The organism is Bacilli bacterium, assembly GCA_035326105.1.
GTDB lineage: Bacteria > Bacillota_I > Bacilli_A > RFN20 > CAG-826 > UBA7706.
The window spans coordinates 222,900-243,882 of the sequence record DAOKYO010000001.1; the positions used below are offsets into that span (position 1 = coordinate 222,900).

At 40.7% G+C, this 20,983-nt stretch carries 16 protein-coding genes and 1 pseudogene; 3 read left to right on the top strand and 14 right to left on the bottom strand.

Annotated elements, in window-relative coordinates:
- Both PKC96_01100 and PKC96_01105 read right to left on the bottom strand, forming a co-directional pair.
- Window positions 1-1,404 (bottom strand): hypothetical protein, encoded by a 1,404-nt coding sequence (locus tag PKC96_01100; protein HML99922.1) that lies wholly within the window; start codon window positions 1,402-1,404, stop codon window positions 1-3.
- A complete protein-coding gene (locus PKC96_01105) occupies window positions 1,397-2,392 on the bottom strand; it encodes an aldose 1-epimerase family protein (protein ID HML99923.1) in 996 nt (331 codons plus the stop codon). Before PKC96_01105 ends, PKC96_01100 begins: the two co-directional genes overlap by 8 nt.
- 142 nt (window positions 2,393-2,534) lie before the next feature.
- Here PKC96_01105 and PKC96_01110 point away from each other — a divergent pair, with 142 nt between their 5' ends.
- The 3 genes and pseudogenes from PKC96_01110 (at window position 2,535) to PKC96_01120 (ending at window position 6,082) form a co-directional block, all read left to right on the top strand.
- Window positions 2,535-3,419, top strand: a complete 885-nt coding sequence (locus PKC96_01110; GenBank protein HML99924.1) for a PocR ligand-binding domain-containing protein — start codon at window positions 2,535-2,537, stop codon at window positions 3,417-3,419.
- Window positions 3,420-3,610: 191 nt separating this feature from the next.
- A pseudogene (locus PKC96_01115) lies at window positions 3,611-4,344 on the top strand (ABC transporter ATP-binding protein).
- Window positions 4,337-6,082, top strand: coding sequence for a hypothetical protein (locus PKC96_01120; GenBank protein ID HML99925.1), 1,746 nt, complete (start codon window positions 4,337-4,339; stop codon window positions 6,080-6,082). Before PKC96_01115 ends, PKC96_01120 begins: the two are co-directional and overlap by 8 nt.
- 4 nt (window positions 6,083-6,086) lie before the next feature.
- Here PKC96_01120 and rlmH read toward each other — a convergent pair whose 3' ends face one another.
- The 12 genes from rlmH to PKC96_01180 all read right to left on the bottom strand — a co-directional run bounded on the left by rlmH (window position 6,087) and on the right by PKC96_01180 (window position 20,968).
- The gene (gene rlmH, locus PKC96_01125; GenBank protein ID HML99926.1) at window positions 6,087-6,566 is read right to left on the bottom strand and encodes a 23S rRNA (pseudouridine(1915)-N(3))-methyltransferase RlmH; all 480 of its coding nucleotides are present in this window, start codon (window positions 6,564-6,566) and stop codon (window positions 6,087-6,089) included.
- Window positions 6,556-7,308 (bottom strand): MBL fold metallo-hydrolase, encoded by a 753-nt coding sequence (locus tag PKC96_01130; GenBank protein ID HML99927.1) that lies wholly within the window; start codon window positions 7,306-7,308, stop codon window positions 6,556-6,558. The genes rlmH and PKC96_01130 overlap by 11 nt, the downstream gene beginning before the upstream one ends.
- On the bottom strand, window positions 7,308-8,816 hold the full coding sequence (dnaB, locus tag PKC96_01135) for a replicative DNA helicase (GenBank protein HML99928.1): 1,509 nt from the start codon (window positions 8,814-8,816) through the stop codon (window positions 7,308-7,310). Before dnaB ends, PKC96_01130 begins: the two co-directional genes overlap by 1 nt.
- Window positions 8,797-9,246, bottom strand: coding sequence for a 50S ribosomal protein L9 (gene rplI / locus PKC96_01140; GenBank protein HML99929.1), 450 nt, complete (start codon window positions 9,244-9,246; stop codon window positions 8,797-8,799). The genes dnaB and rplI overlap by 20 nt, the downstream gene beginning before the upstream one ends.
- Window positions 9,247-9,259: 13 nt before the next feature.
- Complete coding sequence (locus PKC96_01145) at window positions 9,260-11,338, bottom strand: DHH family phosphoesterase (protein ID HML99930.1); 2,079 nt, start codon at window positions 11,336-11,338, stop codon at window positions 9,260-9,262.
- Window positions 11,339-11,494: 156 nt separating this feature from the next.
- A complete protein-coding gene (gene rpsR / locus PKC96_01150; protein HML99931.1) occupies window positions 11,495-11,722 on the bottom strand; it encodes a 30S ribosomal protein S18 in 228 nt (75 codons plus the stop codon).
- Window positions 11,723-11,741: 19 nt separating this feature from the next.
- The gene (locus PKC96_01155; protein ID HML99932.1) at window positions 11,742-12,161 is read right to left on the bottom strand and encodes a single-stranded DNA-binding protein; all 420 of its coding nucleotides are present in this window, start codon (window positions 12,159-12,161) and stop codon (window positions 11,742-11,744) included.
- Window positions 12,162-12,181: 20 nt separating this feature from the next.
- Window positions 12,182-12,469: a 30S ribosomal protein S6 gene (rpsF, locus tag PKC96_01160; GenBank protein HML99933.1), complete on the bottom strand. Its 288-nt coding sequence runs from the start codon at window positions 12,467-12,469 to the stop codon at window positions 12,182-12,184.
- Window positions 12,470-12,660: 191 nt separating this feature from the next.
- Window positions 12,661-14,139, bottom strand: coding sequence for a lysine--tRNA ligase (gene lysS, locus PKC96_01165; GenBank protein HML99934.1), 1,479 nt, complete (start codon window positions 14,137-14,139; stop codon window positions 12,661-12,663).
- An 87-nt stretch (window positions 14,140-14,226) separates the two neighbouring features.
- Window positions 14,227-15,201, bottom strand: coding sequence for a tRNA-dihydrouridine synthase family protein (locus tag PKC96_01170; GenBank protein HML99935.1), 975 nt, complete (start codon window positions 15,199-15,201; stop codon window positions 14,227-14,229).
- Between the two features lie 19 nt (window positions 15,202-15,220).
- Window positions 15,221-17,191, bottom strand: coding sequence for an ATP-dependent zinc metalloprotease FtsH (gene ftsH, locus PKC96_01175; GenBank protein HML99936.1), 1,971 nt, complete (start codon window positions 17,189-17,191; stop codon window positions 15,221-15,223).
- Window positions 17,192-17,563: 372 nt separating this feature from the next.
- Entirely contained in the window at window positions 17,564-20,968 is a 3,405-nt protein-coding gene (locus PKC96_01180) for a S8 family serine peptidase (protein HML99937.1), read from the bottom strand.
- Window positions 20,969-20,983 lie beyond the last annotated feature (15 nt).

A 20,983-nucleotide genomic window follows, 5' to 3' on the forward strand; every position in this document is an offset into this window, starting at 1 on the left:
TTAATCAATATCCACCCAGTCGTAGTGTAAGTATGTTGTAAAGGCTTCTTTTAGTATATTTTTAACATGTCCTTCCCCAATCGCCGTATGATGTTTAAATCCGCCTTTAGCCAAAGTTATCATTTTATCCTGAAGTTCGGGTATTTCGGCAACACCGGCACACCCGAAATATCCGTTTTCAATCAAATCATTTGTAAATTTTGCTTCTGAGGCATAAATGATGATCTTTCCGTCAACGGTCTGACAGTTAGAAATTGTAATGGGCATCTCTTTAATTCGTCCCTCATTACACCCCCAACCGGAACCCGGGTCTACTTTATCAAACATCTTGTGATTAGTCACCGTTCCTTTACATGTCATTAGTCCTTGGGCAACAGGTCCACAATGAAATAAGATCACTTTATTTTCTTCATCTCCGTAATTGTTGTTCCAATCTAAAACCGTTGTTGGCCGTTCGGTTGCTAGATTCATAGCCCGCATACAAATTGCCGAACACATATCAATCTCGCATGAAGCCACGATTCCTCGGTCATTTAATTCCGATAAAATAGCACAGGGACAAATTCTTAGATGGCTTTCCATCTCATTCCAACACCTAACGGCGATGGCATCCAAATGATACTCATCAATATACTCATCCAAAACAACCGCCAATTTACCGATATTCAACATATTCTTCGCCGGAACATGTGAGAAATCAGTGTAGTTTTTAAGGTGTTCAATTTTAAGTAAGACAGCGGAATCATCATCTTTTTTGGCCTCGATTTTATCAAAAACCTCACTCAAATCGAAACTTTCGACATTTATTCCATGTTTTTGTAATGCCAGTTCATCAAACCTGACTGTTTTAAAAGCGGTCGTCCGTGCCCCAATACAGCCTAGATTAAATCTCTTCATACCATTAACAACCCGACATATCGCCGCAAATTCATTTAAGTTATCTTGAAACTTTGGGCTCAAGGGATGAACTACGTGCGGTTTAAGAACAGTAAAAGGAACTTGATACTGAGTAAAAACGTCTGTTACAGAAAACTTGCCGCAATAAGCATCCCGACGATGGGCAAAATCCATTTTCCCGATTTCGTCTGGGTAAGCTTGCATTAAAATAGGTACTCCGGCATCTTGCAAAGCCGTAATTGCCCCATTTTCATCGGCAAAAATAGGCATCGAGAAAATCACTCCATCGTATTCACCGGCATGATTTTTTAACCATTTTGCATAGAGAAGCCCCTCGTTGCGTGTTTCGATACCCCCATAGCGCGTCAAATCGGCGTCCATTATTATATAGTCATAACCGGCCTTTGTTACTGCCTTGACCATATCTTCACGCGCCCCGTAAATTAGCTCCCCGGGCATAAATCCTCGATTGCAAAAAGCCAAGGCAAAAGTAATTTTTTTATTCATCTTTCTTTTCCTCCATAAATTCAATTTTGATTCTATTAGTTATTTCGGCAAAAGCTTTTAAAACCGGTAATGTTCCGTTTTTTCGCTCTTCGTGACGGCCCATTATGAAACAATTTGTCGGTTCTAAACCCAAAACATAGTCACCACTAGCCATGCTCTTCCACTGCGATAAAATTGGGAGCGTATCCCCACTCCAAGAAATCTTCATTCCGATACCAAGGGAGGGATTTTGGATTTTCGCCCAAAATTCATCGGTCATTTTTTGGAAGAAAACCTGCTCTTTCTTGCCATCTACCGGCTTTTCGAAAGTATTGGCCAACATTAGACCCTCCTGAGCAAAATCAGTCCTGGGGATTGTTTTACGGGCAGAGGGTAAAAACAACCTGGTGTTTTCGCTTAGCAAAGGATAACCAAAATTACAATGATAGATCATCATAAGTTCTTCATCCCGAGGAGTAAGGTTACTGATTTGATCCTCCACTTCGATGGAAGCTCCCCAAATGGACAATCGAATTACACGTTTTACCTGTAGCAAATGCCCAAATAAAGCCGTTTCTTTTATTTCACCTTGAACTATAATCTCTGCATTTCGAATATCTACGCTTACGTGCTCGGCCGCTAAACCATGATAACGACCATGAAGAGGATGCCATTCTCCGTTGTCGCGATTTGCCGGCCCAGCTGAACGCAGTCCGCAGGTGTAAAGTAATCCGCCTGGAAACGTATTAACAAACTCATTTTCATAGGGCAAAATCTTACTTGGGCTGTCATATCCATTTTTACTTAACCAAGACATGTTGATTCCTCGGTATCGACACTGACCAAGATCAAGTCCTGTGTCCAAAAGGATATCGACTTCTAATCCGCCCGCTGTTTTGACCTCTATTATTTCACAGCCTTTAGCCGTTCCTTCGCTTATAACTAAGCGCCGAGCGGTAACAAGTTGTGAAAGATTCCCGATGTAGCCTTCTTTAAGTAAGTCCTGCACGGTCTCACCTCGATTTCATTTTGCTGGCTATATTCTATTAAATAAAATTCTCTAAATATATAGAGTTTTGTCTGAAACACTTTGATTTTGTTCGCCAAAATAGTAAAATTTTTAAGTAGCATCCATGATATGGAGGTAGTATATGATTTCTGCATTTGATCTGGATAAACTTTACGGATTATTAAAAGATTTTTATGAAATAAGTCATATTCGAATCACTGTTTTTGACGAAAATATGAATGAACTTGTTTCCTATCCAAATGAAGTAGCCTCTTATTGTAAAATCATTCGTGGCACGCAAAAAGGGTTTGAAGCTTGCGCCCAATGTGATATAAAGGCCTGCCTTGTGGCCGCTCAAAAGAAAGGTCCTTATATCTATCGATGCCATGCCGGTTTAACTGAGGCGGTTACTCCACTTTTCGTCGGAGATCTCTTGGTGGGATACTTATTGTTTGGACATGTGTTCTCCTACAATACGTACGATGAAGGATGGTCTTTGATTAAGAACTCCTGTTCGCGCCTTGCCATCGATGAAAATGAACTGAAAAAAGCGGTATATAAGGCCCCTATTATTGATGAAAATCATATTAATTCAGCCGCTCACATCTTACATGCGGTTGCCTCTTATTTAATTATGGAACGCATGGCTACTCTCCAAGAGGATAAATTGGCGGTTAAGCTAGATAATCTATTATCCATGAATTACACGGAGAAAATCAGCGCTTCAAAACTTTGTCAATCTTTGTCTATTGGAAAGACACAACTCTATGCATTGTCCAATCAATTATACGGACATGGCATCGCCGAGCAAATTCGTGAATTAAGAATGAATTTGGCCAAGGATCTTTTGGCTGAGGATGATGGCTTATCGCTTTTTGAGATTGCCTCTCAATGCGGTTATAGCGATTATAATTATTTTATAACTGTTTTTACGCGTGAAAACGGGATTTCTCCCCGCGCTTATCAAAAAAAACTTCTTTCCGGGATCAACGATAACGGAATTACCGTTAGCGTTCCTTTGGATTAGGCACAATGTGCCGGCGTTTTTTCCATGGTAAATTTTTAAAATATAATCACTCGCATACTCAAAGTTTCGATAACAAATTCTAAAAATTGGCGTATAGATGTTATTGTATTTTTTTGTATTTTTATGAATATGTGATAGAATATGCAAGTCTTTGCTATAATATCAATTAAAGAACGGAGTGAAATATACTTATGATTGAGTTAAAGAATGTGACCAAGGTCTATGGCAAAAACACCCTTGCCGTCGATGACTTAAGTCTGGACATTAAGGATGGGGAAATCTTTGGTTTCCTTGGGCCAATGGGGCCGGTAAATCCACAACCATTAAGATGATAACCGGAATTACTGCACCAAGCAAAGGCGAGATATATCTAAATAACAAATCGATAAAACTTGATGCACTAGTTGCAAAGCGTGAATTTGGATTTGTTCCTGACAATCCTGATGTCTTGTTACGATTGAAAGGAATTGAGTACTTAAACTTTATCGCCTCAATATATGACGTTGATAAATCAGTTCGAGATGAAAAGATTAAGTCCTTATCCGAAAAATTCGGAATGGCGGATGCTCTCGGCAGCCGTATCGAAGATTATAGCCATGGTATGCGGCAAAAAATAATCGTCATCGGTGTTCTTCTCCACGATCCGAACATTTGGATTCTTGATGAGCCATTAACCGGATTGGACCCTCAATCGGCTTTCACCTTAAAAGAAATGATGCGGGAACATGCCGACAAAGGAAAAACCGTCTTTTTCTCTACCCACGTTTTAGAAGTGGCTGAGAAAGTTTGTGATCGTATCGGAATAATTAATAAAGGTAAATTGTTATTTGTTGGCACAATTGAAGAATTAAAAGTCTATCTGCACGCTGATGAAAGTGAGAAATCATTGGAAGATCTCTTCCTTGATCTAGTAAAACATGAGTAAGATTTGGGCACTTACGAAAGTCATGTTTAAAGCCGGTGGCGCTTTTGCGGGCACCGGAGGCATGAGGCGCGCAAATGGCCGGGCGAAGAAAAACAGTCCTCTTTCTCTTGTTTTCGTTTTATTAATTCTTCTGATTGCCGCCGGAAGTTTAACCGCTTCCTATTATAGTGAAATGATATTGGCTAAAAATGGAAATTATATGGACGACTTTGCAAAAGTAATTTCCCTTGTGGGTTTTATATGGACTTTTGCCTTTACCCTTAATTTTACCGTTTCCTTCTTCTTTCTTAGTACGGATAATGACACCTATCTTCCTTTGCCGATTCAGCCCAGTCATATATTCTTTGCTCGCTTATTTGCGACACTGATCAGTGCCTACCTAGTACAGGTGGTTTTCTTACTTCCTGTCTTTATCGCCTACGATATGATAATGGGAGTCACCGTATTTGCCATTATTAATCAAATTCTACTATTTACCTTTAACCCATTAATTTCATTAGGACTCATCTTTGTTGTTTTCTTACTTATCGCTAAAGTTTTTAATATTCAAAAGCATCGCAAGATGGTCAGCGGTATTATGTTTGCAATGATGTTTATCCTCTTTATTGGCGCAGGAATGTCTACCTCTATTCTTGGAACGACCGATTTAATTGACCCGACGACTAACCTGCCTACATCCGAAGGTTATCAGCAACTGGCCAGCAATATTGCTTTAATTGTAAAATCGACTGCCTTCTTAGATTGGTTTAGAAATCCTTTTGCTCTGGCTATGCAGGGTAATGGAATATCCAGCCTTGGTTATGCGGGAATTTATATTTTGATATCAATTGCCTTCCTGGGTATTTCGCTTCTTTTGGCCCAATTATTTTATTCAAGCGTTATCGTTGGAAGTGATGATAAAGGTTCGAGACGCAAAAGTAAGGGTGTCGATGAAGAAATCAAACTAGAAAAGCCGGACAAAACTCCTTTAAGAGCTCTTATAAGTAAGGAGCGCAGAACCTTGTGGCGGAGTGGAATCTACTTCTCGCAACTCATTCTTCCCATTTTTATTATGGTGTTCATCACTCTTGCGACATTCGTAATCATAATCGTCAGTGATTCATCCACGTCCGGACAAAGCGTTAGTATTATCCAAACATTAAGACAGGTCGGCAGCAGTTTAACTACTATCGACAGTGGCGCTGTTGCTTTTTATGGGGCGGCAATCGCCGGTTTCTTCGGTTCAACCGTTCTGGTTTCTGCAACCGCAGTAAGTCGAGAAGGACCGAATGCTTATTTAATGAAAGTTATGCCCGTGTCCCCTCAGAAACAAATCTACTCAAAAATGTTTGAAGGTGTAATCCTTTCAAGCATTGTTCTTGGGCTGATAATATTGGCGGGAGTTTTCTTCTTAAACCTCAATTGGTTATATTCAATAATGCTTGCCGTCATCTGCTTTTTGAATGTGGTGATGATCAACTATGCCATGGTTCTTATTGATTTAAGACGGCCGATGCTTCATTGGACGAACGAAATAATTGTTACCAAACAAAATTTAAACACCTTCTTAGGCATGCTGATTGGATGGGTGGCCGCTATTATATATATCGGTTTAGGAACGCTTGTTCTTCTCTATGCCGGAAAGTATAGTGCTTTATACTCCATTGCCATAATGGTGGCCGTTCCGGCTTTAGTAATCTATATTTTCGATCGTCAAGTTAAAAAGAAGGGTGATTTAATTTTAAGTCACATTGAATAAACGGCTATTTATGATATGGTTCGTTATTATTTATTCTAAAAGACCGATAAAGCTGTTCTAAAACAAATACTCTCATTAGTTGATGAGGAAAAGTTAAGCGGGAAAAACTCACGCTGGAGTTTGCCCGCTTTTTTATTTCCGGCGATAGGCCTAAAGAACCGCCGATAATAAAGTTTATCGTCGATTTCCCGCGTTCAAAAGCCTCAGAAATATAAGTGGCAAAAGCAATAGAATCCATCTCTTTGCCAGCTAAATCAAAAGTAATAACATAATCGCCAGAACTAATATATTTCAATATTCTCATGCCCTCAACTTGCTTGACCTTTTCCTCTTCCAGTAAGGAGGCATTATTGGGAATCTTCTCGTCCGAAACTTCGATAATATTGACTTCGGCATATCCTTGAAGCCGCTTCATATACTCGGATATTAAAAGAGTAACCGCTCGCTCTTTTATTTTTCCCACACAATATAAATTAATTTTCATCATCGCCCCCGGAGGTAATATCCCATTGAGCCGCCGCTTGAATGCGAATGCCCGTTATGTCAACCCTTTGCCGCCGGAAAATCTTTTCATAGGCACTGAGCGCTTCCTCGGGAGTGTTCGCTTCTTCGCTAAGATGAGCTAAAACAATTTCCTGCGTATGCGGACCTAATAACTCGCTTGCATACATGGCTGAATCTTCATTAGAAAGGTGTCCTTCATCACCCAAAATACGCTGAATAAGGTCGTATGGTCGATTGGTCTTTAATAACATACGGACATTGTGATTGCTTTCTAAAATATAAAAATTGGCATCTTTCATTAATGTCTGATTATGCTCACTTATATATCCGGTATCAGTCATATATACGAGACGCTTTTCGCCATCATCAACAATGAATCCGGCGGAATCGCGAGCATCGTGGCTCGTCGGTAAAACCGTAACGGAAAAACCGGCAACATGGTAAGTGGCATAAAAATCGAGATGATTGACTGTATCGCGATTGACAGTCCCTTGGGTTGCGAAAATTTTTGAATCATCAAAGAATTTTAAAGGGCGGAGGTGATCTCCGTGGGAATGAGTATAAAATACCGCTTCAATTGCATTTTCACTGATCGGTGTCTTAGATAAGCGATTACGAAACTCGCTTAAGGATAATCCCATATCAATTAAAATGGATCGACCATGCGAAACAACAACCGTCGAATTCCCCTTGGAACCGCTGGCTAAAATATAATATTTCATTACTCGTCGTACTGCTGTTGTCCAGCCCCCATATACTCTTGCTCAAAATTCTGGGTTGGAGTATCAAATCGGCCATAAGATTTAAAGAAAATTAATGGTACGACGCCTGTCTTTCCATTTCGATTTTTTCCAATTATAACTTCGACCATCGAGTAGTCACCATTTTCGGGACCATTTTTTTCCATATCTTCTTTTTGTTTGGCGCTTCGGCGCTCACTGTCTTCCCGACTCTCGCCGTACTTGGTGGCAGGCGTTCCTTTTTGGCCGGTTTTAGTATAGTAGTCATCCCGATATAACATTAATACCACATCGGCGTCTTGTTCAATTGAACCCGATTCACGTAAATCGCTGAGCATTGGACGCTTATTAGGACGTTTTTCAACTTCCCGTGATAGCTGAGATAAAACCACTACTGGTATCTTTAGTTCCCGTGCCAACTCCTTTAAAGTCCGCGATATCTCGCTCACTTCAAGTTGCCTACTTTCGACGCTGTCTTTACCCGTGGTAATAAGTCCGATATAGTCGATAACAATTAAGGATAAATCCTCGTGAGCCGCTTTCAGTTTCTTGCTTTTGGCCACAATATCCAAAAGGCGAATTCCCGGAGTGTCATCGATAAAAAGCGGAAGCGATGCGATCGTATTTATGGCCGCTCCTACTTTTGCCTGTTCGGTTGAAGCTAGATTATTGGTCTGAATTTTACCTAGATCGACATTGCTCTTATTAGCAATCAAACGCAAAACCAACTGTTCAGCCGGCATTTCAATAGAAAATATCGCGGCCGTCTTATTATCACGTTCGGCTGCATTCATCGCCATGTTAATTGCCAATGCTGTTTTGCCGACGGAAGGACGGGCGGCAATAATAATCATATTACCCGGTTGAAAACCATGCGTATATTCATTAAGGCGCGGATAGCCGGTTGTAACTCCGGTAAGATGGTTGTCGCCGCTGGCTTTCATTGTCGCCAACGTTTCCGAAATAATTTTTGTAATCTGCTTGGTGGAGCGAAAATCACTGATACGTCTTTTTTCGGCGACCCGAGCAATCCGATCGCTGCCGATAGCAACAAATTCGCTTATGTCTTCAATTTGCCGAGTAGAGTATTCGTCCAGCACATCCTCCATGGTCGATAAAAAGGCTCTTAAAACGGTATGATCTTGAAGAATTTTAATATAGTGTTCAAGATTAGTGTAACCAAAAGAAGAATCAGCCAGTTCTTTGAGATAATCAATTCCACCAACTTTGTCAATCTCCTTCATATTTACTAATTCGTTATAAACTGTTTGAATATCTACCGAAGATTTTTGATTATGAACATTGGTAATCGCCTCAAAAACAATTTGATTAGGCCGATTGCCCACATAAAAATCATCCATCGTTAAAGACCCAAGAGCCAGAGCAACGGCTTCGGGATATAAAAGCATTGAACCGAGAACGGACTTTTCCGCCATCTCGTTATTAGGCATTTTGACACTCATGGCTGAACTATTGTTCCTCACTGACATGGACATTAACCACGCCGATTACGTCTTTATATAATTCAATTCTCAAACGGGTATAGCCGATGGCATTAACCGGATAATGATCTACAAACTTTCTTTTATCGATAACGATATTATATTTTGATTTAAGTTCTGCTTCAATTTGCTTGGGAGAAATGGTTCCAAACATACGTCCGTCTTTACTGACTTTCGCCGTAAATTCGACCGTGATATCCTTAAGCTTTAAGGCAAGTTGCTCCGCCTTTTGCTTTTCCTCAGCCACCGCTTTCGCGCGATTTTCCTTTTGGCTATTTAATATTTCTATCGAACGATCGGTATAAAGGACCGCTAATTTCTTTGGCATCAAAAAGTTATTTGCATACCCATCGCTAACTTCGACAATTTGATCTTTCTTCCCGACATTGCGCACATCTTGCAGTAAAATAACTCGCATAATTTTTCCTCCGTTAATTTTCTTTTATTCGACTGTCATTTAAATACAGCGATAATACTTGGATTAACTGTTCTTCCGCTTTATCGACCGTAATATCATTTAGTGCAACTGCCGAGGCCGCCTGATGACCGCCGCCGCCCAGTTTTTCCAAGAGCAACTGGACATTAACTGATCCGTCGCTTCTGCCACTGATGCGAATTTCTTTTTCACCCGTCCGTCCGATAACAAAGGCCGCATCTACTCCTTTTATTTGAATACACTGATTGGCAACTTTAGCAATGGTCGCCGCATCAATGATGTCTTTGGCATCGCCTTTGGCAACCACTACTCCGTAAAATGGAGTTTTAAGTGTCGCCATTATTTTTGTAACGAGGGCATATTCTTCGTATTCATCCTTTAAAAAATCATCCGCTTTACCATTATCGGCCCCATAATCTTTCAGGATCATGCACGCTTCAAAAGTTCTCATTCCGGTCGTGTTATTGCGGAAGTAGTTCGTATCGAGGAAGATACCTGCAAGCATGAGCGTCGCATATTTCTCCGGAATATCGATGTAAGGAAAATTTCCATATTCGCATAATTCGGTTACAAGTTCACTGGTAGAAGACGAACTGGTTTCGATATACTGAAAAATAGGATCGGTAATAAAATCTTCCGCCCGGCGATGATGATCAATTACCGCGATCGAAGATATCTTGTCAAGAAGCGGTGGATACATGACATATGCCGGTCGGGAAACATCAGCAATAATAAGTAAGGTATTGGTCTTGATCAGGGAGTTAGACACCCGCTCACTGGCCAACTCTTGCGGACTGACAAATATATTCTCCATCTCATCTTTGCTAAAGGAGTTAAGTAGCGCTCTCTTGGTTTTCTTTTCGACATTCTTTGAATCATAGACAATTTTTGCCTCGATAAATTTCTTATTACTCACTTCCGCATCCTTGCGTTTAATGTAATCGCAAAGGACTTTTAGCCCAAGTGAAGCCCCAATGGCATCTAAATCCGCCATTGCATGCCCCATAATAATAACGTTGGATGAGTTCTTAACAATCGCCGCCAGTGAGTCACTTGTCAGACGGACTTTAACTTTGTTGCGTTTTTCAGAAGCAACGGAAGCTCCGCCAAAATACTGATGCTCGCTGCCATACTTAGAAACAACCACTTGGTCCCCACCCCGTGACATGGCTAGATCGATTGCATTAATTGCCATTTCATCCAATTTAGTAAAGTCGGGAAAATTATAGGCAAAGCCGGCTGATAGTGTTAATGTGCTATCCTGATCGCTTTCCATTTCTCGCACTTTATCAAGAATAGAGAATTTATCTTCTAAAACCTTTTTAAAAGATTTATAGTTGCCAATAAGCAGAAAGGCATCATCGCGATAGCGGCGAACAAGAAAATCAAACTTATGTCCATATTCAAAAATAGCCGATGTTGCCATCGCTGTAACTGGATTGTTGATTTCACGATTTACACTTAAGTCCGTATAATTATCAATCATCATTATACCCACTACCGGAGATTGGTTAAGATTGGTCTGAAAGAGGTATTCATTTTCGGAAATATCCTTAAAAATAAACAAATCCGCATCGGAAAGATACTTGACCGCATAGTTACGAGAATTAATTTCCACTTTTACAACCAAGTTTTCATCTCCATCTTCGTCTTCCGCGTTATCCACCAATTTTTCCAATGAATGCTGCCATTCTAAAATATTTTGATCAAGAATATTGATCTTCCGCGTCACGAATAGTTCACTTGTCCAAATTACTTGAAAGTCTTTATCAACAACCACTAATCCAATCATTCCAAAGTCATAAGCTTCTTTAACATCACTGCCAATAATTTTAGCCGAGGTAAGTTCGCTCAAGGAATGCTTTCTCTGTACGACAAATAGACCAAATAAAATCATCAGCGCATCCAAAACAACAATGATTGTTCCCGCTAACAAAATCATCGGCAAAGTTAAAACATTCTTAAGGTTGAACCAGTCGTATATATATCCTCCTCCGACAAGGATGACAAAAATGGCCTCAATTGCAAAAAGGCCAAGGATGATATAACGTAAGCGACGAATAGTTTTTAGCATCAGACTCTCACCTCTTGTTATTTATTATATTTTACTATAATTCTATGACTATTTGTAATTTTATTAACTTCAATTAAATGCCGTTGGGTTTGCTTATTTGGTTGATAGAACTTCAAGCAATAAAAAAAGGCCTTCACAGGAAGGCCTTAATATAAATCAATCGACAAAGTAAGGGAGAAGTCCCATGAAACGAGCATTCTTGATTGCCCGTGCTAATTGACGTTGATATTTAGCACTTGTACCAGTTACCCGACGAGGAGCAATTTTACCATTAGGCGAAACAAACCGCTTAAGTAATTCCACATCTTTGTAATCAATCCATTTGATATTATTCTTGGTAAAGTAGCAGACCTTTTTCCGAGGTCTCATTTTCTTAAAAGCCATGATGTATTTATTTCCTTTCTTAGAATGGTAGATCGTTACCGACTAAATCGACAGAATCAAGATTTTGACTATTATCTTCTTCTGGCATATCGGCATCAGTAACATTTGGTTGTCCACTTCCTTTTGGTTCTAGGAACTGAACTGAATCGGCTACCACTTCAAAGACCTGAGCCTTGCCGCTGCCGTCACGTCGATCATAAGTCCGTTGCGTGAGACGACCATCGACACCAACCAGCGAGCCTTTGCGGGTATACTTAGCAACATTATCGGCCGTCAAGTTCCAAGCGATGCAGGGAATAAAACTGGCTGATTTCTCGCCGCCTTTGGTCGGACGATTGTCTACCGCTAATGTAAACGAAGCTACCGAAGCTCCATTTGGAGTTTTCCGTAACTCCGGATCGCGGGTAAGACGTCCAACTAATATAATCCGATTAATCATATAATATGCCTCCTAGTTAGTTATTCTTGATCAACAGTCACTAAATAACGGACCACATTGGCGTTGAGCTTTGCTAAACGTTCAAATTCAGCAGTTGCACCGACCGATGCGGAAACTTTGAGCACTACGTAGTATCCTTTAAGTTGACCATCAATTTCATAAGCGAAGTCGCGTAGACCCCATTCATCTGTTTTGGTCACTTCCGCGCCATTGTCAGCAAGAATTTTTGCTAAATTGGCAATCTCAGCCTTGCGAGCTTCCTCATCAAGACCGGCGGATAGAATGTACATAATTTCGTACTTTTCCATGTGTTTTACCTCCCTATGGACCTTCGGCTACCTACGGACGCGGTAGCAGAGCGGTAATGTATATATAAGTATGCCTTATATATCAGTGTGATTATAATATGTGAGCGACGTTTTGTAAAGAAAAGTCCAAAATAAAAGCCGTTATCCATACAATATATAAATTGCGTAATAACGGCGATATTGTCTAAAAATTAACGAGTTTTCATCGTTGGGAACAGGATTACTTCCCGAATATTGGTCATTCCGGTCAAAAGCATCACTAACCGATCAATACCGATGCCAATGCCACCGGTTGGAGGCATCCCATATTCAAGCGCTTCAAGGAAGTCATCATCAATTTCGTTAGCTTCCTCGTCCCCCATCTCCCGCGCTTTAAGCTGTTCTTCAAATCTCTCTCGTTGATCAATCGGATCATTTAATTCGCTATATGCGTTAGCCAATTCCGAACCATTGATAAAAAGTTCAAACCGCAGGGTAAAGCGTGGATCGGGACTCTTTTTGGTCAAAGGACTGATTTCGATCGGATGTCCGTAGACAAAAGTCGGTTGAATAAAGTCCTTTTCGCAGAATTCCTCAAAAAACGCATTAATAATATGTCCGACCGTAAAGTGTTTTTCAACTTCAACATGATGGTCAGCCGCTAATTTCTTAGCTGTTTCCAAGTCCATAGGCCGCCAAAAATCGATGCCGGTTTTTTCCTTGATGGCATCTACCATGTGCACCCGTCTAAACTCGGGCTCAACATCGATAATTTTACCATCGTATTCTAATTTCATCGTGCCGACCACTTCTTGAGCCAGTGTTCTGATCATTCCCTCGGCCAAGTCAAACATATCTTCCAAATCACCATAGGCAAGGTATGCTTCAACCGTAGTAAATTCCGGATTATGCCGGGTATCCATGCCTTCATTTCGGAATAAACGTCCGATTTCGTAAACTTTTTCCATTCCCCCGACAATTAATCTTTTCAATGGAAGTTCAGTGGCAATCCTTAAATAAAAATCCCGGTCTAAAGCATTATGATGAGTGATAAATGGTCGGGCTGATGCTCCGCCAAGAATGGGATTAAGAACCGGCGTTTCAACTTCAACGTATCCTTGACCATCAAGATAGTTTTGAATACCACGAATAATCCGGGGACGAAGAAACGCCACTCTACGTGCCTCATCGTTGGTTATCAAGTCAACATATCTGCGCCGAAAACGTTCCTCAATATCTGTCAGTCCGTGAAATTTTTCCGGTAGGGGTCGAAGGGCCTTTGTGAGATGAGTATATTTCTCTACCCGAACGGTAATTTCGTCCGTTTGGGTTCTAAAAACCAGGCCTTCCACACCGACAATATCGCCAAGATCGGCCGTTTTAAAAAGCGCATATGCTTCTTCGCCGACAACATCTCTTTGGATGAAGGCCTGCATTTTTCCTTCCCGGTCCTGCAGCGAGAAAAAAGAAGCTTTTCCCATTTTACGAATAAACATAATTCGTCCCGCAAATTTAACCATGTGCGGATTATTTTCCAATTCCTCGCGGGTCTTGCCCTCGGCATACTCGCGAATACTCTTCGCTGTATCAGTCCTTTGAAAACGTTCCCCGAAGGGAGCAACGCCGGCTTCAACTAGTTTGGCAAGTTTCCCCCGCCGAACTAATTCTTGTTCTGAATATTGTTTTTCCATCTCATTTTTTGGGGATAAATCCCCTTCTCCTTCTATCATTCTACTTTTGTAAAATCGCTAATATATTACTATATTTAGGCAATTTTATTAACTGCTTTCGCTAATTTGTTCTAAAATTGCTTCAATATCGCTAAAGCATACAATTGAATTTACAATCATTGCCTTGTAGGGCTTCATGCCCGGATACCCATTAAGAAACTTCGGCAGCAATCCCCTAAGTTGTCGGACTGCGATTAATTCGCCTTTCTCTTCTATCAGAAGACGAGAAAAAGTCCGCATGTATTCAAGTTGTGTTGTTAAAGAAACCGAAGCATCCACTTTTTTGCCTTCAACGACTTGATTAATTTGCCGAATCAGCCACGGATTTCCCAATGCCCCACGCGCAACCATAACTGCTGCTGCTTTGGTTATATTTAAAGCTTCTTCGGCCTTTTCATATGTGAAGATATCGCCGCTTATAACCAGTGGTACCTTCATCTGCAATTGAAGATCCTTCGCAATGTGATAATCAACCTCGCCCGAATAAAGCGCTGAACGCGTTCTTAAATGAAGGGCAATCATCTTTACATTTGCCCGCTCCAACACTTTGATTGTCTCACGGAAATTTATTGATGTATCATCCCAGCCAAGGCGAATTTTAGCCGTTACCGGTTTGGATGATTTTTCGGTTATTGCCGTCATCGTTTCTTCAAGTTCATCCAGCCGCTTCAGCCACGCGCTTCCAGAACCGGCACGAGTCACTTTCGGAACCGGACATCCCAAATTAATATCAAGAAAATCATATTCGGCTCCGCTTTGATTTAAAATATCGATTGCTTGAAGAAGCGTTTCCTTACTGCCGCCAAACAATTGAATAGCTAACGGTCGATCCCCTTTGCCCTTCTTCAGGTAGGAGAATGTCTCTTCATTGCCGTATATCAATCCGCAATCGCTAATCATTTCGGTATACGCTAAAGCAATTCCAAAAGGACGCATAAACTCACGATAAGCTGCGGTTGTAATTCCCGCCATCGGTCCAAGAACAACCCGCCCTTGAATTTCAGTGTCTCCAATTTTCCACATTTCAAAAAAGAAGGAGAAGTTACTCCTTCACTTCTCCTTTTTCATTATCGGTTGTCTTTTCTTCCGGCTTTTCCTCCGGCGGTAAATCGCCCTCACTTAAGCCCAAAGAATTGGGATTTGCTTCTTCGGCAGGAAGCACATGATTCTTCATTAGGTAATCGATTTGCTCCGCTGTTATCGTTTCGTTTGAAAGAAGTGTTTCCGCAATTAGCACGACGTCATCATGATGTTCCGTTAATATCTTGCGTGCTTTATCATGAGCGTCCTCAATAATCTTTCGAATAGCCTTATCAATTTCAACGGCCACTTCAGCCGAGAAATTTTTCTGCGAACTAGCATAATCACGGCCCAAGAAAACTGAGCCTGTGTCTTTTTCATATTGGATCGGTCCTAATGCCGACATTCCATATTCCGTTACCATTGAACGAGCAATTGTGGTTGCTACTTCAATATCATTGGCCGCGCCCGTCGAAACATCTTTAAAAAATAATTCCTCTGAAGTACGGCCGCCTAAATAGCCGACGATTCGCGCTTCCAATTCGTTCTTTGTCATTAAGAAACGATCATCTTCCGGAGTCATCATTACATGTCCGCCCGTACGCCCGCGCGGAATAATTGTTATCTTCCGAACTTTATCCGAATAAGGTAGGAACAAACCGATAACTGCGTGTCCGGCCTCATGATATGCAACCACTTTACGCTCGTGTTCATTCATCCCTTTAGATGATTTAGCCGGTCCGGCAATCCGCCGATCAACCGCCTCATCAATATCCGCTAGGTATATCATATCTTCATCTTTACGAATCGCCAGAATTGCAGCATCGTTCAAAATTGACTCGATATCCGCGCCGGAGAATCCCACTGTCCGCTGAGCTAAATTATTAAAATCAACATTGGGAGCAATCTTCTTATTCCGGGCATGAACGCGGAAAATAGCGGCCCGTCCTTCACGGTCCGGTAAATCAACCGTAATTTTACGATCAAAACGCCCGGCCCGTAAAAGCGCCGGATCCAATACGTCTTCACGGTTCGTCGCCGCAATAACGATAATGCCTGAATTATCTTCAAATCCATCCATCTCAACTAATAATTGATTCAGGGTTTGTTCACGTTCATCGTTGCCACCGCCTAAACCGGCACCTCTTTGTCTGCCGACTGCATCCAACTCATCAATAAAGATTAAACATGGTGCGTTTTTCTTCGCTTGATGGAACATATCCCGTACACGGCCTGCGCCAACACCGACAAACATTTCGACAAAATCAGAGCCGGATATCGAGAAGAAAGGAACATGAGCTTCACCCGCAACTGCCTTGGCAAGCAAAGTTTTACCGGTTCCTGGAGGGCCGACCAAAAGTACGCCCTTAGGAATTTTAGCGCCAAACTTTGAATACTTTTTAGGTGTCTTTAAGTAATCAACCAATTCCATCATTTCGTTTTTTTCGGCATCACAGCCAGCGACATCAGCAAACTTAGTTTTTGAATCACTGACCATCCGGGCTCTTGATTTATTAAATTCAATTGCTTTGCTATTAGAATTGTTAACTGAACTCGACATTCTTGAAAATAAGAAGAATACTAAGACTACTGTCCCAACAAGAAGAATAATGGTTGGTCCCCATGAATCCCACCAACTGGTTTTAAAAGCGTTGACAATTTGCCAACTAGACAAGGTTGTTTCATTTCTTAAAGCCTCAAGAACGAAATTATTATAGAAGGCATTATCAATAACTGCCGAAAAAGCTTGGTTATTTCCGTATACACCCTCAATATAAGTTACACTCGTCGTCGTGGTTGTTTTTACTGAAGTAATATTGTTATCCGCAATAAAGGCTAAAATGTTACTCTGATCCTTTTGGGTTATCGTACTGTTGCTACCTTGAAAAACAATGTAGACAAAAAGAGCGATTACCACCGCCATGATAATATATGGCAATAGAAACGAGAGAACGCCTTTTCCTTTATTTTGGGGATTTTGCTGTTCGTTCATGTTAAACTCCTTTTTAGTGTTATTAATCAATAAGGCCATTTACCTGACACTTAAAGAAAACTACCCCGATGGTAGATAATCCAATTATACAAACTTCGCCCTTTATTCACAACGGCAACACACTATATTTTATGCCTTCATCGATATAAAAACGCACTTTTTTCACACAAAGTTAAAATATTCATATCTTTGTCATTGCCAAAACCATATATGGCAAAAAATAATAAGTATTGATTTTTTAGAAAAAATCATTAACTCATTTTTGTTCGTCGACCGCCAACTATTTGCCGTTGAAGTTGCCATTACAAAAAAACCGGTTTTAAAAAACTGACCGGTTTTTCAACAATTCATATCGTTTTTAGTTTAGTACAACTAATGGTATCGGCGTTTTTTGCTATAAAGACCGACGACTACAAATCCTACCGATATTAAAACCATCAAAAACATAATATTCGAGTTGGCTGGCGATTCAGTTATAATTTTTCCCGTCGATGAAGAATCATCGTATACAAAATCATCGTAATTATAGGTACCGAGAATTATGTTGTATCGCGCTAGTAATTGCTCAAAAGCTGTTGATGATTTAATTAACGCTTTTGCTTCCAAAGTCATTGCTTGATACTCAACCTGTAAAGTATGCCAAGTTTCCGTTTGCACATTGGCGGCCGCACATTCCACACCCGTTAAATTCATAAAATAATCGGCATAAGCTGCGGCTTGTTCTTCGGGGGTAAACTGTAAAACCATTCCCGATTGGTAGGTGATAGTAATGTTTGCCTGAAGATTCTTATTTGACACATCCAAACGGAAGAAACTTGATTCTGCTGGCGCATTCACTGTCGTAGAAGTGTTTTCCGACGAAGATGTTATCGATTGAGTAATACTTATGCCACTGGTGGAAGAAATGGCACTTGAAGCAAAACGAATGTCCTGATGAGAACTGGCCGATCCTCCATCCAAATAATTAAACTCAATGGTTTGAATATTACCTAAATCATTAGTGTTGTATATATAGCCGTCAGTATAAATAAAGAGATTACCTGCGCTCTGCCTTAAACCCTTGGCATTAAAAACCATGTCTTGGGCTTTTATTCCCGAATAAGTAGTTCCAGTTGTTGTCAAGGTTATGTCAAAAGCATCCGCGGTTAAAGCAATTTCGCCATTAGTCACTTCCCCTCCATTTGTTGAGCCGACATTAGTAACTGTGATTTCAACTGTTTCCCTCTGCTCAAGATAACCGAACACTAATGTGCTTCTTCCTAGAATCGAAGTTCCGCCACTAGTAACGGTCAAATCATATCCATCCAAATATGTAATTTCTCCTTTGGAATTACGATATGTCGCGCTCAGGTGTCCCAAATCTAATGTTTCTTTAAAAGTGTAATTGACTTTAAAGTCATCTTTTTGGAGTGTCAATAGAGGCTCGTAAGTAATTGGAACATTGACGGTTAAAGTCAAACTATCCGTATAACTGCCATCAGCGGTGGTTACGGTAATAACGCTTGTTCCTTGCTTGTGAGCGCTAATTAAACCGCTAGAGGAAATAGTTGCCACTTCCTCATCACTGCTAGAAAAATCAACATTCTTATTTGTGGCATCGAGGGGTAAAACTTCATAAATAACTTGCTGCGTCTCTCCCTCAACTAAACTAATACTCTCACTTTGAAAAGTCACTCCGGTAACTTCAATTGGTGCTTCAACTACTTCTTGATATTCAATATCAATATCACAAATATAAATACTATTAGTTGTTGTTTTGACCTCAATTTGAATGTATCCATCATCAATGTCTTTAGGAATATATGCACTCGTGTCGCGTTTAGTTGTTCCACCAGTTGTCGTTACAGAATATGTTCCAACCAAAACACGATTACTTATCGCGCTAGCCGTAGTTCCATCCAACAAGTATACGCTTATGCTGCCTGCGCCCTTACTAGAGTTAGTGGCATATCCGATCGTCAACGATTGAATATTGTTAAAACTATGAGGTGAAATGGCGCTTGCGTCAGTAGTTCCGGTTGTTACCTGGACTCCTGAATTGCCGTAGCCATTACCATTCTTCACACTCTGCCAATTCTCTGGCATCGCTCCCCAATTTAAAGAGGAAAAAGAATAGGTCTTGTTTACTTCATTATAATTGCTTACATTGACAGCAATTGAAGCGCTGGCTGTTCCAATTTTTGCGCTTACCGTTATCGTGGCACTGCCGACGGAAAGCCCGCTGATTACTCCGGTCTCACTTACCGATGCGATATTTGAATCACTGCTCGCAAATGAAAGATCACTTAAAAGCGCATTTTCAGGGCTCAGTGTCAGTGCCAAAGTGTGGCTGCTGTTTACTGCTATGTCGACATTATCTTCATCTATAACAATGCTATCAACGTTAAGATTCTCATCGGATCCCATGACCGTTATGTCAATTTCATCTTCAAAACTACCGTCATCAGTCAGTACTCCAATTTGAGTTGTTCCCACACCCGCAGCAGTTACAATACCACTGTTTTCATCAACAATAGCAACGCTTTCGTCATTTGAAATATATATAACATCTTTGTTGGTTGCATTTGATGGCAATACACTGGCCACAACTGTCGCGGATTCTCCTACCCTTAAAACCAAATTCGACGGACTTAAAGTTACCCCCGTTACTGGGATATCATCAGTAACTAATAAATTGGTTAAATCCAATCTTCCATATCCATAGGTAGGGTCATTACCAACTGCTCCCAAATCAAAAACGCTTTCTTTTAACCGGTTTTCAATTTGAGCTGGCGTTGCACCGGAATCTTTTCCTTTGTAAAGGGCAACCGCGCTAGCAACAATTGGTGAAGCGAAAGATGTTCCCTGAGTTTCAACGTAACTTGTTGATGATCCAATATCAGCAACATAAACCGAGCCTGGGGCGACTAAATCAACATTGTTTGTTCCATAATTAGAGTAGGAAGCAATTGTTGTACTCGAATTTCGGCTTAAAGCACCCACACCAATAACATGATTGTTGCTGGCGGGATAAGAACTTTTATTTGTTTTTTCGTTTCCGGCGGCAGCAACCAATGTCACCCCTTTATTGTAAGCATAGTCAATCGATGCCTGAAAATATGTGTCTGCTCCTGATATTCCTTCTTGACGATCACCAAAACCATCAGTAAATGTTTCAGCATAAGCTCCAATTGACATATTAATCACATCGGCGCCATTATCCGCAGCATAACGAATTGCACGATCTATTTCGGTAAAGTAATAATTTGTTTTTAAAATCATCAAATTAACATTCGGGGATACCCCAGCCGTGCCAACACCATTTACCATCGCCCCAATTGTTCCTGCGACATTTGTGCCGTGCCCATTATCCAATGGGTCTTCAATTATAGAGCGGCCGTAGGTGGCAATTTTTTGAATCTTAATATTTGAATAGGTTGATCCCGTTTCTTCAATATATGCTGAGGTATCTAAGATGTTCGTATTGCTGCCATCAAAAAAATCAACATGCGAAGTGTTTAATCCTGAATCAATAATTGCGACTGTAACCCCATCCCCGCGATAAGTATCATAGATTGTTCCGCGATTCAAATGGTTAAAATGGAACTGTTTAGAAAAAGACGGCTCCGAACTTATCAAACGCGAGAAATCATCGGCAGAAACTTGCGATGTTGTCTCCACCGGTTTAACTTTAGCAGTTATAAATGGGTCCTTCTCCGGATTTCCCCAATTGCAAAAGGAAATGGCTATAGGAATCATAAGTATAGTAGCAAACTTCATCAATCCAATTTTTTTCATATAAAATCCCTGTTT